The following is a 15110-nucleotide window of genomic DNA, read 5'->3' on the forward strand; positions in this document are numbered from 1 at the left end:
CCCGTGAAGCGGCTCCGTGAAGCGGCTCCGTGAAGCGGCTGCGTCAGCCGACGTTGCGCACGCCGGTGTCCGACTTGGGCTTGGAACCGGTGGACGTACGGGGCTTCGGCGTCGAGGGCCCGGACTTCGCTTCGGACTCGGCTTCGGCGCTCTTGTCCGCCTCCGGCTCCGGTTCGGCGGCCGCATCCGGCCCCTTCCCGGCCTCCGGCTCGGGCTTCCCTGACTCGGGCTCCGGCTTCCCGGACTCCGGCTCCGACGATGAGCCGGTCTTCGCGGCCGGCTCGGGCTTCTTCCCGGCCTCGGGCTTCGTTGCCGGCTCGGAGCCCTCGGCGGGTTCGCCCTGCTTCCTTCCCGACTCTTCCGCCTTGCCCGACGCGCCCGGCTCCGGTTCGGTCCCGGACTCCGGCTTCGCGGAGGGCTCAGACATCGCGGAGGACCCAGGCTTCGCGGAGGACTCAGAGTTCGCGGAGGACTCAGAGTTCGCGGAGGACTCAGAGTTCGCGGAGGACTCAGGCTTCGCCACTGACTCCGGCTTCGCCGCCGATGCGGGGCCGGTGTCCGGGTCCGGCTTGGCTGCCGGTTCGGACTTGGCAGCCGATTCCTCGCGCTTCCCGGACTTCGCCCCGGTGCCCGCGCCCGCCTTGGTGGCCTGTTCCGGCTTTCCGGCCGGCTCCGGCTTTCCGGCCGGCTCGGGCTTTCCGGCCGGCTCAGGCTGCTGCTTGCCGGGCTGGTCCGCCTTGCCGGGCGCGCCCGGCTTCGCGGAGGACCCCCGCTTCGCGAAGGACTCCGGCTCCGCGGAGGACTCCGGCTCGCCCGACGCGGTCCCGTCCGTCCCCGCCTTGCTCTCGTCCGAGCCCGTCCCCGACTTTTCGGCGGTTCCGCTCGTCGGGCTCGTACCGCCGGGCGGGGTGCCGCCGGGCTCGCTCTCGGCGCCAGGTGTGTCCGCGGCCTTCGCCGACCGTCTGTCCGACGCGGACCCGGAACCGCTCCCGCCCCTGGGCGACTTGGGGTCCTGCGACGACTCCCCGCTCCCGGAGCCCGCCGCGTCCGCCCCGGAGGACTCCGGCGACTCCGATGCCTCCGACGAATCTTCGCGTACGGTCTCGTCGCGCTTGGCATGCCTGCCGGACGGACGAGGCGGCTCGGCGGCCGACGAGGCAGAGCCGGCCTCGGGTCCGGGCCGCCCGGTACGTGTCCGCGGAGCGGATGCCCCCGAACTCGCCCTTGCCGCCGCCCCCTTGGGATCCGTCCCCTCCGGCGCCCGGGACTCCCCGGCCTTCTCCGGCTGCTGAGCCTCCGTCGCGTCGCCCGACTCCTTCGTCCCGCCCGGCGCACTGGACGCCGCGGGCTGCTGCCCCGGGACGGGCCGGGGGCCCCGACTCCTCGCGCTGCTCGTGCCGTTCGTGCCGTTCGTGCCGGCGTTCGCGCTCGTAGGTCCCGGCTCCGGCTGTGCCGCGCTGCCGTTGATCGTCGGCAGGGAGGCCTCTCCCGTACCGGCCGCCTCGGACGTCTCGGACACCTCGGCCGTCTCCACGGCCTCCGCCTGCTCCGCCGCCTCGCGCTGCTCGCGCGGTTCACGGAGTTCGAACAGCTCGGAAGCCTCGCGGGGTTCACGTCCCGCCCTGGACGGCGCGGACGATGCGCCCTGCGCTCCCTGCGTGGCGGACAGCCTCTTCGCACGCCGCTTCGGCTTGGCCGCGCCCGCGGTGCCGAAGAAGTCGAACTTCCCGCTCTCCGGCTCTCCCGGCCGGCGCTCCTCGAGTGCGGGCTGCGGCTTGTACACGACCGCCTGCCGCACGGCCTCGCGCTCCTGTTCGCGCTGTTCACGCTCCCTGCGGAGCGTCTCCTGCCGTTCGAGTTCGTGCTCTTCCTGCTGCTGCTCCTCGCGCTCCTGCTCCGCGCGTTCCTGCATCCGCGCGATGTTGCGGCTGAGGTTCCGCAGTGCCTCGTTCGCCTGGAGGTAGGTCAGCGGGGTCGGGGCGCCCGACGGATGGCGGTGGTCCGTGGCCGTCGCGGCGAGGGCCTTGGTCGGCTCGCCCGACTCCAGTTGGAGCTGCCGCCGCCCCTCCAGGGCGCTCGCCCGCTCCGTCTCGGCATTCGCGTAGCGGCGCAGAAGATCCGCGTGTTCGTTGCGCAGCTGAGCCAGTTCGCCGCGCTTCTCGCGAAGCCTGGTCCGTGTCTTCTCCCGCCCCTGGCGGGCCTCCTCGAGTTGGCCCTCCAGTTCGGCCTGGCGCTCCTCGGCGCGCCACTCCGTGCTCGCCTGCTTCGCCTTGAGCTCGCCGACACGCTTGCCCGCCGACCTGTCCCATGCCCGCAGCATGACGGCGCCGGTCACGGCGGCCACGGCGGCGCCTGCCGCACAGGCCCTGAGCAGCACCGTTTCCGTGTCACCGACGCCGGCCTCACCGAACAGCCAGGCGGCACCCGCGCAGACCAGCGCGGCCACCGTTACGGATGCCGGGGCGAGGACCCGGTGCAGTGGCTGCGAATGGCGATGACGTCCACGAGGCATGGCCTGGAATGTACCTTGCAAGACTCCGATCAGGCACCGGACATGGGGCATTGTTACGCCGCCACAACCCGGTGCTGTCCTCTTTCGCCTCCGCTGTCCCCTTCTGGAATTCCTCGCTCCGGCGGCCTCGCGCATTTGGCCGGAAAGCCCTCCTGAGACGCCTCACGGACCCCCGCGAGACGTCTCTCTCGGACATCCCGGACGCGCTGAACGCAGGCTTGCCGGAAGTGCCGGTTTCCTCAGAGGAGCTTCTCGGCCTTGAGGAACTCCTCGGCGACGTCCTTCGGCTTCTGCCGCTCCGCGTCCACCTTCCTGTTGAGGTCGGCGAGGTCCTTCGTGGTGAGGACCTTCGTCAGCTTCTCCAGAGCCGCGGAGACCTTCTTGTCGCCTGCCTTCTTGGCGTTGACGACCGGCAGCACGTTGTCGGCGTTCTGCAGGCCCTTGTCGTCCTCCAGCAGGACGAGGCCGAAGTCCTCCAGGGTGGCGTCGGTCGTCGTGGTCAGCACCATCTGGTCGGTGCCGTCCTTGACGGCCTCCTTCGCCTGGGTCGTACCGACACCCTTGGGGTCGATGCCGGTGATGTCGATGTCATACGTCTTCTCCAGGCCGGGGCGGCAGAAGGGCCGCTCCTCGCACTCGTCGCTCGCCGCGAGCTTGACCTTCTCGCCGGACTTGCCGAGGTCCGAGAGGGTCTTGAGCTTGTGCTTCTTGGCGAACTGCTCGGTGACGGCGAAGGCGTTCTGGTCGACGGCGTCACCGGCGGGCAGCACCTTCAGCCCGCGGGGCTTCGCGAGCTTCTCCAGCGCGGCGGTCGTCTTCCCGATGTCGTTGGACGCGACGGGCTTCGCCTTCGGCCCGTTCTCCTTCGCGTTCAGGAACTCGGCGAGCGTCGCCGCGTACTCCGGAACGACGTCGATCTCGCCCTTTTCCAGGGCCGGTTCGTACAGTTCGCGGTTCTTCAGCTTGCTGATCGAGGTGCTGTATCCGGCCTTCGTCAGGAGCTTGGAGTACAGCTCCGCCATGATCTGCGACTCGGTGAATCCGGCCGAACCGATGACCAGTTCGCCCTTGGAGCCGCCGTCGGCGGAGCCGCCGCCCTCCTTCTCCAGGCTGTTGCCGCCGCACGCGGTCAGGGCCGTGGCCAGAACGGCCACGGCTCCGCCCGCGGCCAGCAGGGTGCGTGCCCTTCGGGGCTTCCGGTCCGGCTTCGAGGTTGCTGCCTCACTCATCATGTCCACCGTTCATCAGGGGTACGGGGGTCACCCGAGGCGTCGGAACCCCAGGCCAGGGAGTTGTCGGTCGTCATCGGTCAGGACGTCGGCTGGGCGGGGATCACCTTTTCATCGAAGCCACCGGCCGTCGAAGGGGAATGCGAAGGGGATTCGGGCTTCCCGGACCTCCCGCCGCCGCGCAACGTGCCGGAGGCCGGCGTCTTCGCGCTCGTGCGCCGGCCCCGCATGGGGTCCAGCAGCCGCTCGGCCACCACCAGCACGCCCTCCACCAGCAGCGCGAGCGCCGCGACGAGTGCCGCGCCCGCCACGACCTGCGGGGTGTCGTACGTCCCGAAGCCGGCCGTGATGATGCGGCCGAGCCCGCCGCCGCCCGGCAGCGCCGCCAGCGTCGCCGTCGCCACGACCTGCACCGCCGCCGACCTCACGCCCGTCATGATCAGCGGGAAGGCGAGCGGCACCTCGACACGGCCCAGCAGCTGCCATCCGGACATGCCCATTCCGCGGGCCGCCTCGACCACGTCACGGTCGGCCTCGCGCATCCCGACGTAGGCGTTCGTCAGCAGCGGCGGAAGCGCGAAGAGCACCAGCGCGATGATCGTCGGAAGGTCGCCGTGCTTGCCGAGGGGGCTCAGCGTCAGCAGGACGAGCACCGCGAACGTGGGCACCGCACGTCCCACGTTGGAGATGTTGACGGCGAGCGCGCCACCGCGCCCCACGTGCCCGAGCCACAGGGCGACGGGCAGGGCGACGGCGCAGGCGATGCCGAGGCAGACGACTGTCAGGTAGAGGTGCTCGGCGAGCCGGTGCGTCACGCCGTCGCCGCCGGTCCAGTTGGCGCCCGTGATCAGCCACGTCCACGCGTCCAGGAAGAAGCTCACCGTCACGCCCCCTTGCCGGCCGGCTCCGGCGCCGCGCGGACGCCGCCGTTCGCACCGTCCGCGCCGGCGGTGTCCGGTGCCGCGCCGTCGGCTGTGTCCGCGCCGGTGCGGCGCCGCCCGCTCCCGCGCGTGCGGGCCCAGGGCGTCAGAAGCCGCTGCACGCCGAGCAGCAGCACGTCGGCGAGCACCGCCAGCAGGACGCATATCACCGACGCAGTCAGCACCTGCGCCCTGAAGAAGCTGTCCATGCCGTCGTAGATGAGATTGCCGAGACCGCCGTAGCCGACGATCGCGCCGACCGTCGTCAGCGCGACCGCGGAGACCGTCGCGATCCGCACACCTGCCATCAAAGCTGGCAGCGCCAGTGGCAGTTCCACGCCGAAGAGCAGCCGGTACGGGCCATAGCCCATGCCGCGCGCTGCCTCCCGGGCCTCTTCGGGGACGGATTCGAGGCCGGCCAGGATGTTCCGTACGAGCACGGTGAGCGAATAGAGCACCAGACCCGTCACGACGACTGCCGCTCCGACACCGAAGAGCGGGAGCAGCAGCGCGTACATCGCCAGCGACGGCACCGTGTAGAGCACCGTGGTCAGCCCGAGCACGGGCCCGTACGCGCGCTGCCAGCGGCGGGCCGCGAGCGCGAGGGGAAAGGCGACCAGCAGCGCCAGCAGCACCGAGGCGACGGTGATCCCGACGTGTTCCACGGTCGCGTCCGTCAGCTCCTGGCCGCGCGTGCGCACGTACTCGGCGCAGATCCAGTCGTTCGCGGAGAGGCAGTCGCCGCCCTGCCGCGCCGCGGCACCGGCCATGGCCGCCGCTTGCTCGACGCCGTTCAACCCGCTCACCGCCTCAACCCGCTCGCTGCGCTCGTCCCGGCCCGCTCACACGGGGCACCTACGTGTACGGGCGCGTCACGTGCGCCCGTAAGCATGCCGGGAGACCTTACAGTCCGCTACCGACAGCCGCTCCGAACTGCCACACTCCTGCAACACAGACTTCATCCGGCCCCCGGAAGAATGCGGCCGAGACCGATGACGTCGGCAGCCGACGAGGCCCCGGGGCGGCAGCCGGCAGAGCAGACCGGACCAGGGCCGAACCCGAGCCGAGCGATGAGAATGAGACGATGATCCGCTTCGAGAACGTCACAAAGCGCTACCCGGACGGCACCAGCGCCGTGCACGAGCTGTCGCTGGAGGTGGCGCGGGGCGAACTCGTCACCCTCGTCGGTCCGTCCGGCTGCGGCAAGACGACCACGATGAAGATGGTCAACAGGCTCATCGAGCCGACGTCCGGACGGATCCTGCTCGACGGCGAGGACATCTCCACCGTCGACCCTGTCGAACTCCGCCGCCGCATCGGCTACGTCATCCAGCAGGTCGGGCTCTTCCCGCACAAGACGGTGCTCGACAACACGGCCACCGTCCCGTTCCTGCTCGGCTGGTCCAAGGCCGAGCGCCGCAAGCGCGCCGCCGAGCTGCTGGAGATGGTCGGCCTGGACCCGGCCCGCTACGGCGACCGCTACCCGGACCAGCTCAGCGGCGGCCAGCGGCAGCGCGTCGGCGTCGCGCGGGCGCTCGCCGCGGACCCGCCGGTGCTGCTCATGGACGAGCCCTTCGGCGCCGTCGACCCTGTGGTGCGCGAGCATCTGCAGAACGAGTTCCTGAAGCTGCAGTCCACGCTGCACAAGACGGTCCTCTTCGTCACGCACGACATCGAGGAGGCCGTGCGTCTCGGCGACCGCATCGCCGTGTACGGGGACGGCCGCATCGAGCAGTTCGACCCTCCGGCGAAGGTGCTGGGCGCACCCGCCACGCCGTACGTCGCGGACTTCGTGGGCGCGGACCGCGGTCTGAAGCGGCTGTCGGTCACCCCGATCGAGCGCGGCGACCTGGAGGAGCCGCCGGTCGTGCACCTCGACGACCCCATCGACAAGGCCCGGGCCCGCATGCGCAGCGAGGGCGCACGCTGGGCCGTGGTGCTGGACGACGCGGACGAGCTGCACGGGTGGCTCGCCGCCGACGCGCTGGACACCGGCGCCGGCCCCGTCGCGGATGCCGACGCCAAGACCGACACGACAGCCGCCGCGAAGGCCGCGGGCAAGAACGCGCCCCCCACGGTCGCGGATCACGCCCGGCGCATGGAGGCGTGGCTGCCGCTCGGCTCGCCCCTGAAGCAGGCATTCAGCAGCATGCTCCAGCACGACGCGGGCTGGATCGCCGTGCTGGACGACGCGGACCGCTTCGTCGGCGTGCTGACACCCGGCCGGCTGCACGAGGCGCTGCGCCGTTCCATCGACGCGGACGAACGCGACGTGAGCCGCGACGAGGTGGAGCTGGAGACGGTGGCCGACGCGTGACGAACCGCCGCACGACTGGGGTGTGCGCGGCCCGCCCGTCCATCGCGGCACATGCGAGGGCGAGTTGACCACCCGGGGGTCTCGTGCTTCACTCCACCGCATGACCGGCACCGAGTTGCACCCCTGGCGGAGGGTCCACCTGGACCTGCTCCGCTACGTGGGCTGCGTGTGTCGTCCGTCCTGTTGATCAAGTCAGGCCATTCCACGCGCTCTTGATGAGCACGTGCCCTCGATCACACTCAGGACGGTTCTCCGTGTCTCCCGCATCCCCCGCCACACCTGTGTCCGGCTCCGGCTCCACGCCGGGAGCGGATCCCGCCCCCGTCACCGCCGACGCACCGGCCGCCGCCCCCGCACCCACCGAGGCCGAGCTCCTCGCATTCGTCCGGGAGACGGCCGCCGACGCCGGGCTCATCGCATCGCTCCCCCTCGACCCCGAGGGCCGCACCTGGCTCCGGCTGAACGGACCCGGCGGCAGCGAGGCCTGGATCATCAGCTGGCCGCCCGGGACGGGTACCGGCTGGCACGACCACGGCGGCTCCCACGGGGCGTTCGCCGCGGCCGGCGGCCGTCTCACCGAGCAGTCGCTCGCCGTCCGGCTGCCCACCGAGGGGTGGAAGACGCTGGAGCTGGCCGACGGCGTGGACCGCGAGCGTGAGCTGACCCCGGGCCGCGGACGCGCCTTCGGGCCCCATCACGTGCACCAGGTGCTCAACGAGACCGACGACGAGCACGCGGTCTCCGTGCATGCCTACTACCCGCCGCTGCCGCTCATGCGGCGGTACAGCCGCACCGGCGCACTGCTGCGCCTGGAGCAGGTCGAGCGCCCGGGCGAGTGGGAATGACGCGCCGCCTCACGCGCGCCGCGCCTGGAGCAGGTCGAGCGCCCTGGGGCCTCCCCGGGCCCCACGACCCGAGCGGGCGAGCGCAGATGACCGGCGCTCCGGACGCGTCCGGCGACGCCTTGGCCCCGAGCCGCGTGGACTCCCTGCTGGAGTCGGCGCGCTCCGGGCTGACCCGGCTCGACGCCGAGGCTGCCGCACGGGCCCAGCGCGAGGAGGGCGCGCTGCTGGTGGACATCCGCTACGCGGCGCTGCGGGACCGGGACGGCACCATTCCCGGAGCTCTGATCGTCGAGCGCAACGAACTCGAGTGGCGTCTGGACCCGACTTGTCCGCACCGCTCACCCGAGGCCTTCCCCTCGGACCGTGGGGCCTGGGGAGACCCCAGGGCGTTCGACCTGCCCGTCGTCGTGGTGTGCAACGAGGGCTACGCCTCCAGCCTCGCCGCCCGTTCGCTCCGCGACCTGGGACTTCACCGGGCCACGGACCTCGAGGGCGGCTTCCAGTCCTGGCGTGCCGCCGGACTCCCCGTGACGCCACCCGTCACCCCTGGAGAGGATGCGCGGCCTACGCTGGAGACATGAATCCATCGCGTGGCCGCGTCGCCGGACTCCCGGACTGGAACCGCTGTGCCGTGATGGGGGTGGTCAACGTCACGCCGGACTCCTTCTCCGACGGCGGCAAGTGGTTCGACAGCGAAGTGGCGATCAAGCGGGGCCTCGACCTGGTCGCCGAGGGCGCCGATCTGGTCGACGTCGGGGGCGAGTCGACGCGTCCGGGCGCACCCCGCGTCGACGAGGAAGAGGAGCTGCGGCGGGTGCTCCCCGTCGTCCGCGGACTGGCATCCGAGAACGTGCTGGTCAGCGTCGACACGATGCGGGCCTCCGTCGCGCAGCTGGCCCTGGAGGCGGGCGCGGTGCTCGTCAACGACGTCAGCGGCGGCATGGCCGACCCGCGGATGCTGCCCACGGTGGCCGCCGCGGAGGTCCCCTTCGTGGTCATGCACTGGCGCGGCCAGTCCATCGACATGAACAACCGCGCCGTCTACGACGACGTCACCGCGGAGGTCATCGCGGAGCTGCGCGCGAGCCTCGACCGCGCCGTGGATGCCGGCGTCGCCCCGGACCGGATCGTGGCCGACCCCGGCCTGGGATTCGCCAAACAGGCCCCGCACGATCTGCGACTCGTGGCCGAACTCGGCCGTCTGCGCGAGGAGTTGGGCCGACCACTTCTGGTGGCCGCATCCCGCAAGCGGTTCCTGGGCCGTGTGCTCGCGACCACCGACGGCGCTCCGGTTCCGCCCGCCCGTGAACGGGACGCCGCCACGGCCGCCGTATCGGCCCTGGCCGCCCGCGAGGGCGCGTGGGCGGTGCGTGTGCACGAGGTACGGGCGAGCGCCGACGCGGTCCGCGTCGTACACGCCGTGGAGAGCGCCGCCGGGCCGGACGGCGGAGCCGAGGATCCGGGCGGCACCGCGAACTCCGCGGGCGTCGACCAGGTGGGGCGGCAAGGGTGAGCCGGGGCGCGCGTACGGACATCGAAGCGGTCGAGGCCGCGAACACGGCCCTGTACGACGCGGTGGAGCACGCGGACCTCGACGCGCTGCAGAACCTGTGGATGGACGACGGCATCAGCGTCGTGCACCCGGGCTGGCCGGTGCTGACGGGCCGGGAGGAGGTGCTGCGCTCCTACGCCCTGATCATGGCGAACACCGACTACGTGCAGTTCTTCCTGACGGACGTCGAGGTCGCCGTCCACGGCGACACGGCCCTCGTGAACTGCACGGAGAACATCCTCAGCGGCGGCCCCGCCGAAGACGACGGCTCCGCAGGCCCGCTCGTGGGCGGTCTGGTCGTCGCCACGAACGTGTTCCGGCGGGCCGAGGGCGGCAACTGGAAGGTGTGGTCGCACCACGGTTCGCCCGTCCTGGTCGAGCGCGAGGGCGAGGACGACGACGAGGGCGGCATCGACGACGGCGACGTCCAGATCTGACCGCGGTCGGGCCGTCCCCGCGCTCCACTGACCGGCGCCGGCCCGACCGGATCGGTCCGTTCACCTCGCGCGTGCGCGCCGGAGGCGAACAAGGCTCCGGACCGGCCCACACCGTCGGCCCGCCGTCGACGCACGCATTCGCGCCACTCCGGGTGTGTCCCATACCACTCCTTCGCAGCAGCTCGGCCGGAATGTGAGCGTGGAGATCGGCGCTGTCGGGTAGGCACCCGCCCCGGGCAGGTACCTGCACCGCCCGCGGGTAGATTCGATGCGGCAATGCTGACAACACGCGCCGCGCAGCTGTGACCAGGACAGAGGACGGGAGTGATACGCGTGGACCACCTCGCACTGCGGGGCTTGCGGGCCCGCGGGCATCACGGGGTCCTCGAGCGGGAACGGGAGGAGGGTCAGACCTTCGTCGTGGACGTGGAGCTGGGCCTGGACACCCGCCCCGCCGCCGGAGGCGACGACCTCGCCCAGACCGTTCATTACGGCGTTCTCGCCGAGGAGATCGTTGGGATCGTCGAGGGAGAGCCCGTCGACCTGATCGAAACCCTCGCGCAGCGGATCGCCGATGCCTGCCTCGCGCATACGCGGGTGCAGGTGGCCGAGGTGATCGTGCACAAACCGGACGCTCCGATCACCGTCCCCTTCGACGACGTGACCATCACAATCAAGCGGAGTCGCGCATGACGCCGAACAGTGACCCGACCGTACAGCCGGTGCCCGCCTCCGTCGTGCACCAGGTGGATGCCGCGGACACCACGCTTCACAACCCTCAGCAGGCGGTGATCGCCCTCGGCAGCAACGTGGGGAACCGCCTGGAGCGGCTGCAGAGCGCCGTGGACGCGCTCGCCGACACCCCGGGCATGAAGGTCGTCGCCGTCTCACCCGTCTACGAGACGGAGCCGTGGGGTGTGGATCCGGACAGCCAGCCCTCGTACTTCAACGCCGTCGTGCTGGTCCGCACGACGCTGCCGCCCGGCTCCCTGCTCGAACGGGGACACGCGATCGAGGAGGCCCTCGAACGTGTACGGGACGAGCACTGGGGGCCGCGGACCATCGACGTCGACATCGTCGCCTACCAGGACGTCATCTCGGACGACCCCCTGCTGACACTGCCTCATCCCCGCGCCCACGAACGGGCCTTCGTGCTCGTGCCGTGGCACGACGTGGACCCGGGCGCCGAGGTGCCGGGACACGGCGCGGTGGCGGAGCTTCTGGCGCGACTGGGACGCGAAGGCGTAGCAGCCCGGACGGATCTGGAACTCAGCCTGCCCGAGTAGTCGTTGGGAACCCCGTGAAGGAACTGCGTATCCCCGTCCTGGCGGGTGTCTTCGTCGTCGCCGGGGTACTGGCCTGGGCGGTGTCGCGGCTGTGGAACTCGCTGGGCACCCTGCCCGCCGTACCCGTCGCCGCTCCTGTCGTTCTCGCGATCATCGCGACGGTGCTGCTGGCCACCGCACTCTCGCTACGCTCCCGGCTCAAGGCACAGCGCGAACGCGAGCCCGGAGCGAAGGGCGTGGATCCGATGATGGCGGCTCGGGCCGTCCTCTTCGGGCACGCCAGCGCTCTGGTGGCGTCGCTGGTCGCCGGGATCTACGGAGGCATCGGGGTCTTCCTGCTGATGGACCCGTCCGAGGCGCCGGCACGCGACGACCAGGCGATCTACGCCGGTCTCTCCGTCCTGGCAGGGGTGGCAGTGGTGGCGACGGCGATCTTCCTGGAGCGCGTCTGCCGTCTCCCCGATGACGACGACAACGACAACCCGTCGGCCGCGGCGGCGGCCTGAGCGCCTTCTCAGCGCAGGATCAGGCTCATCGCCTCGGAACGCGTCGCGGCGTCCCGCAGCTGGCCGCGGACCGCGGACGTGACGGTCTTCGCACCCGGCTTCCGTATGCCGCGCATCGACATGCACATGTGCTCGCACTCCAGGACGACGATCACTCCGCGCGGGTCCAGGATCCGCATCAGCGACTCGGCGATCTGCGTCGTCAGCCGCTCCTGGACCTGGGGCCTGCGGGCAAAGACGTCGACGAGCCGCGCCAGCTTCGACAAGCCCGTGATCTTGCCGTCCGCCGAGGGGATGTAGCCGACGTGGGCGACGCCGTGGAACGGTACGAGATGGTGCTCACACGTGCTGAACACCTCGATGTCCTTCACCAGGACCATCTCGTCGTGGCCCAGGTCGAAGGTGGTGGTCAGCACGTCCTCGGGACGCTGGTGCAGGCCGGCGAACAGCTCCTTGTACGCCCGCATGACACGGGCGGGAGTCTCCAGCAGTCCCTCGCGGTCCGGGTCCTCGCCGACCGCGATCAGCAGCTCACGTACGGCGTTCTCCGCACGCTTCTCGTCGAATTCGGCCGTCGGGAACTCGCCCTCTCCGAGCGTCACGGGGTCCGTCATTGTCGCCTCGTTCCTGGTACCTGCTGCACAAGCAGTCAGCCGCGCCCCTCAGGTCTCACAACCCGGGGGGCGCGGCTGGAATTCCACGACCCGCTGTGGGCCGTTGCACAGCTGCTGCTTCTAGCTCTCCGTCGGATCGGCCGGTTCGACGACGGCTTCCGCCTCGTGCGGGCCGATCTCCTTGCCGCCGCTCTTCTCGAGCGTGGGAACGGAGCCGTTCCCGTTGCTCAGAGCGGGCGACGAGACCGGCGGACGCGTGGAGGGCGTGCGCCGCGACGAGCCGGTCCAGGCCGGACGGCTCGGACGCTTGACGACGGGGGCGAAGATCTCGGCGATCTCCTCCTTGCCGAGCGTCTCCTTCTCCAGCAGTGCGAGGACCAGGTTGTCGAGGACGTCGCGGTTCTCCACCAGGATTTCCCAGGCTTCGTTGTGCGCCGTCTCGATCAGGCTCTTGACCTCCTCGTCCACCAGGCCCGCGACCTCCTCGGAGTAGTCGCGCTGGTGGCCCATCTCCTTGCCCAGGAAGGGCTCGGACTGGTCGGAGCCGAACTTGATCGCGCCCAGCCGCTCGGTCATGCCGTACTGCGTGACCATGGCACGGGCTGTCGCCGTCGCCTTCTCGATGTCGTTCGCCGCACCCGTCGTCGGGTCGTGGAAGACCAGTTCCTCGGCGGCGCGCCCGCCCAGCATGTATGCGAGCTGGTCGAGCATCTCGTTGCGCGTGGTCGAGTACTTGTCCTCGTCCGGCAGGACCATCGTGTAGCCGAGGGCACGGCCTCTGGAGAGAATCGTGATCTTGTGTACGGGGTCGGAGTTCGGCGAAGCTGCCGCGACCAGGGCGTGTCCGCCCTCGTGGTACGCGGTGATCTTCTTCTCCTTGTCGCTCATGATTCTGGTCCGCTTCTGCGGACCGGCGACGACCCGGTCGATCGCCTCGTCCAGATACCTGTTGTCGATCAGCTTCTGGTCACCGCGGGCGGTGAGCAGAGCTGCCTCGTTCAGCACGTTGCTGAGGTCGGCACCGGTGAAGCCCGGCGTACGGCGGGCCACGGCACCCAGGTCCACGTCGGGCGCCATCGGCTTGCCCTTCTGATGGACCTTGAGGATCTCGTGCCTGCCCTGCATGTCCGGGCGGTCGACGGCGATCTGGCGGTCGAACCGGCCGGGACGCAGCAGCGCAGGGTCCAGGATGTCGGGCCGGTTCGTGGCGGCGATCAGGATGACCCCGCCCTTGACGTCGAAGCCGTCCATCTCGACCAGCAGCTGGTTCAGCGTCTGCTCGCGCTCGTCGTGACCGCCGCCCATGCCGGCGCCGCGGTGGCGGCCGACGGCGTCGATCTCGTCGACGAAGACGATCGCCGGAGCGTTCGCCTTGGCCTGCTCGAACAGGTCACGGACCCGGGAGGCACCGACACCGACGAACATCTCGACGAAGTCGGAACCCGAGATCGAGTAGAACGGCACGCCGGCCTCACCCGCGACCGCGCGGGCCAGCAGCGTCTTGCCCGTACCGGGCGGCCCGTACAGGAGCACACCCTTGGGGATCTTGGCGCCGACGGCCTGGAACTTGGCGGGCTCCTGCAGGAACTCCTTGATCTCCTGGAGCTCCTCGCACGCCTCGTCCGACCCCGCGACGTCGGAGAACGTCGTCTTCGGGGTGTCCTTGGTGATCAGCTTGGCCTTCGACTTGCCGAAGTTCATCACCCGGGAGCCGCCGCCCTGCATCTGATTCATCAGGAACAGGAAGACGACGATGATGAGCACGAACGGCAGGAACGACAGCAGCATCCCGACGAACGGGTTCTGCTGCTGCGGCGCGACCGTGTAGCCCTTGGTGATCTCGTTCTGCTCGTACTTGCTCTGCAGCTTCTTGGCGAGGTCGACACCCTGGGAGTCGATGTAGCTCGCCTTGATCTTGTCGCTGTCTTCGACCTTGGCGCCGTCCTTGAGCTCGAGCTTCACGATCTGCTCATCGCCTGTCGTGAGCTCGGCGGACTTCACCTTGTCCTGGTCGATCGCCCGGACGACCTGTCCCGTGTCCACCGTCTTGTAGCCGCCGGACGAGCCGACGACCTGCATCAACACGACCACGGCGAGGACGGCCAGCACGATCCACATGACCGGCCCGCGGAAGTATCGCTTCACGTCCATCCATACGGAGCGCGTGCGCCCCGTCCCTCCTGCCACAGTGAGTTGAAAAGGCTGACCTTCGGACGGTACCTCAGCATTGTCTCAGGGCGCCGCCGAGGACGGTCAAACAGAACCGTCCTGGCTCCTCCAACGGAGCGCGGCCCCGCATGGTTCCCGCAGGGTGCCGGGGTGCTCAGCCGCCGTAGACGTGCGGTGCGAGCGTTGCGACGAACGGGAGGTTCCGGTACTTCTCCGCGTAGTCGAGTCCGTAGCCGACGACGAACTCGTTGGGGATGTCGAAGCCCGCCCACTTCACGTCGATCGCCACCTTGGCCGCATCGGGCTTGCGCAGCAGGGTGCAGACGTTCAGCGACGCGGGTTCACGCGAGCCGAGGTTGGAGAGCAGCCACGAGAGCGTCAGCCCCGAGTCGATGATGTCCTCGACGATCAGGACGTGCTTGCCCTTGATGTCGGTGTCGAGGTCCTTGAGGATCCGGACGACCCCGGAGGACTGAGTGCCGGCGCCGTAGGAGGAGACCGCCATCCAGTCCATGGTCACCGGTGTCGAGACGGCACGTGCCAGGTCGGCCATGACCATCACCGCGCCCTTGAGGACCCCGACGAGCAGAAGGTCCTTGCCCGCGTACTCGTCGTCGATGTTCCCGGCCAGCTCGGCCAGCTTCGCGTCGATCTCTTCCTTTGTGATGAGCACCGACTTGAGGTCGGTGCCCATGTCCTTCTCGTCCACGCGTGCCGCTCTCG

General features: G+C 70.4%; 15 protein-coding genes. 8 read left to right on the forward strand and 7 right to left on the reverse strand.

What is annotated here, in order from left to right:
- Positions 1-43: 43 nt before the first annotated feature.
- The 4 genes from G4Z16_RS33070 to G4Z16_RS13485 form a co-directional block, all read right to left on the reverse strand.
- Positions 44-2512 carry a hypothetical protein gene (locus tag G4Z16_RS33070; RefSeq protein WP_197351009.1) on the reverse strand — a complete coding sequence of 823 codons (2469 nt, stop codon included), beginning with the start codon at positions 2510-2512 and terminating at the stop codon, positions 44-46.
- A 239-nt stretch (positions 2513-2751) separates the two neighbouring features.
- On the reverse strand, positions 2752-3744 hold the full coding sequence (locus G4Z16_RS13475; protein ID WP_425508162.1) for an ABC transporter substrate-binding protein: 993 nt from the start codon (positions 3742-3744) through the stop codon (positions 2752-2754).
- A 77-nt stretch (positions 3745-3821) separates the two neighbouring features.
- Positions 3822-4622, reverse strand: coding sequence for an ABC transporter permease (locus tag G4Z16_RS13480; RefSeq protein WP_197351011.1), 801 nt, complete (start codon positions 4620-4622; stop codon positions 3822-3824).
- A gap of 2 nt (positions 4623-4624) precedes the next feature.
- The gene (locus G4Z16_RS13485) at positions 4625-5431 is read right to left on the reverse strand and encodes an ABC transporter permease (protein WP_197354513.1); all 807 of its coding nucleotides are present in this window, start codon (positions 5429-5431) and stop codon (positions 4625-4627) included.
- Between the two features lie 314 nt (positions 5432-5745).
- Between G4Z16_RS13485 and G4Z16_RS13490 the strand changes: the two genes are divergently transcribed.
- The 8 genes from G4Z16_RS13490 (at position 5746) to G4Z16_RS13525 (ending at position 11604) form a co-directional block, all read left to right on the forward strand.
- The gene (locus G4Z16_RS13490; RefSeq protein WP_197351012.1) at positions 5746-6978 is read left to right on the forward strand and encodes an ABC transporter ATP-binding protein; all 1233 of its coding nucleotides are present in this window, start codon (positions 5746-5748) and stop codon (positions 6976-6978) included.
- 254 nt (positions 6979-7232) lie between these two features.
- On the forward strand, positions 7233-7823 hold the full coding sequence (locus tag G4Z16_RS13495; protein ID WP_246530832.1) for a cupin domain-containing protein: 591 nt from the start codon (positions 7233-7235) through the stop codon (positions 7821-7823).
- 86 nt (positions 7824-7909) lie between these two features.
- Positions 7910-8404: a rhodanese-like domain-containing protein gene (locus G4Z16_RS13500; protein WP_197351014.1), complete on the forward strand. Its 495-nt coding sequence runs from the start codon at positions 7910-7912 to the stop codon at positions 8402-8404.
- Entirely contained in the window at positions 8401-9336 is a 936-nt protein-coding gene (folP, locus tag G4Z16_RS13505; protein ID WP_197351015.1) for a dihydropteroate synthase, read from the forward strand. Before G4Z16_RS13500 ends, folP begins: the two co-directional genes overlap by 4 nt.
- A complete protein-coding gene (locus tag G4Z16_RS13510; RefSeq protein WP_197351016.1) occupies positions 9333-9812 on the forward strand; it encodes a nuclear transport factor 2 family protein in 480 nt (159 codons plus the stop codon). Before folP ends, G4Z16_RS13510 begins: the two co-directional genes overlap by 4 nt.
- 333 nt (positions 9813-10145) lie before the next feature.
- Positions 10146-10505, forward strand: a complete 360-nt coding sequence (gene folB, locus G4Z16_RS13515; protein ID WP_246530833.1) for a dihydroneopterin aldolase — start codon at positions 10146-10148, stop codon at positions 10503-10505.
- Positions 10502-11098: a 2-amino-4-hydroxy-6-hydroxymethyldihydropteridine diphosphokinase gene (gene folK, locus G4Z16_RS13520; RefSeq protein WP_197351018.1), complete on the forward strand. Its 597-nt coding sequence runs from the start codon at positions 10502-10504 to the stop codon at positions 11096-11098. Before folB ends, folK begins: the two co-directional genes overlap by 4 nt.
- A 14-nt stretch (positions 11099-11112) precedes the next feature.
- On the forward strand, positions 11113-11604 hold the full coding sequence (locus G4Z16_RS13525; protein WP_197351019.1) for a DUF3180 domain-containing protein: 492 nt from the start codon (positions 11113-11115) through the stop codon (positions 11602-11604).
- An 8-nt stretch (positions 11605-11612) separates the two neighbouring features.
- Here the strand turns inward: G4Z16_RS13525 and folE are convergent, their stop codons facing one another.
- The 3 genes from folE to hpt form a co-directional block, all read right to left on the reverse strand.
- Positions 11613-12218, reverse strand: a complete 606-nt coding sequence (gene folE / locus G4Z16_RS13530) for a GTP cyclohydrolase I FolE (protein ID WP_197351020.1) — start codon at positions 12216-12218, stop codon at positions 11613-11615.
- A 120-nt stretch (positions 12219-12338) separates the two neighbouring features.
- Positions 12339-14369, reverse strand: coding sequence for an ATP-dependent zinc metalloprotease FtsH (ftsH, locus tag G4Z16_RS13535; RefSeq protein WP_197351021.1), 2031 nt, complete (start codon positions 14367-14369; stop codon positions 12339-12341).
- A 172-nt stretch (positions 14370-14541) separates the two neighbouring features.
- A complete protein-coding gene (gene hpt, locus G4Z16_RS13540; RefSeq protein WP_197354514.1) occupies positions 14542-15081 on the reverse strand; it encodes a hypoxanthine phosphoribosyltransferase in 540 nt (179 codons plus the stop codon).
- Positions 15082-15110: the final 29 nt, after the last annotated feature.

This window comes from Streptomyces bathyalis (assembly GCF_015910445.1).
GTDB lineage: Bacteria > Actinomycetota > Actinomycetes > Streptomycetales > Streptomycetaceae > Streptomyces > Streptomyces bathyalis.

Coding starts and splice junctions, on each gene's coding strand:
- hpt (WP_197354514.1), bottom strand. CDS start 15,081: ATGGGCACCGACCTCAAGTCGGTGCTCATCACAAAGGAAGAGATCGAC.
- G4Z16_RS13500 (WP_197351014.1), top strand. CDS start 7,910: ATGACCGGCGCTCCGGACGCGTCCGGCGACGCCTTGGCCCCGAGCCGC.
- ftsH (WP_197351021.1), bottom strand. CDS start 14,369: ATGGACGTGAAGCGATACTTCCGCGGGCCGGTCATGTGGATCGTGCTG.
- folE (WP_197351020.1), bottom strand. CDS start 12,218: ATGACGGACCCCGTGACGCTCGGAGAGGGCGAGTTCCCGACGGCCGAA.
- G4Z16_RS13485 (WP_197354513.1), bottom strand. CDS start 5,431: ATGGCCGGTGCCGCGGCGCGGCAGGGCGGCGACTGCCTCTCCGCGAAC.
- G4Z16_RS33070 (WP_197351009.1), bottom strand. CDS start 2,512: ATGCCTCGTGGACGTCATCGCCATTCGCAGCCACTGCACCGGGTCCTC.
- folP (WP_197351015.1), top strand. CDS start 8,401: ATGAATCCATCGCGTGGCCGCGTCGCCGGACTCCCGGACTGGAACCGC.
- G4Z16_RS13490 (WP_197351012.1), top strand. CDS start 5,746: ATGATCCGCTTCGAGAACGTCACAAAGCGCTACCCGGACGGCACCAGC.
- folK (WP_197351018.1), top strand. CDS start 10,502: ATGACGCCGAACAGTGACCCGACCGTACAGCCGGTGCCCGCCTCCGTC.
- G4Z16_RS13475 (WP_425508162.1), bottom strand. CDS start 3,744: ATGATGAGTGAGGCAGCAACCTCGAAGCCGGACCGGAAGCCCCGAAGG.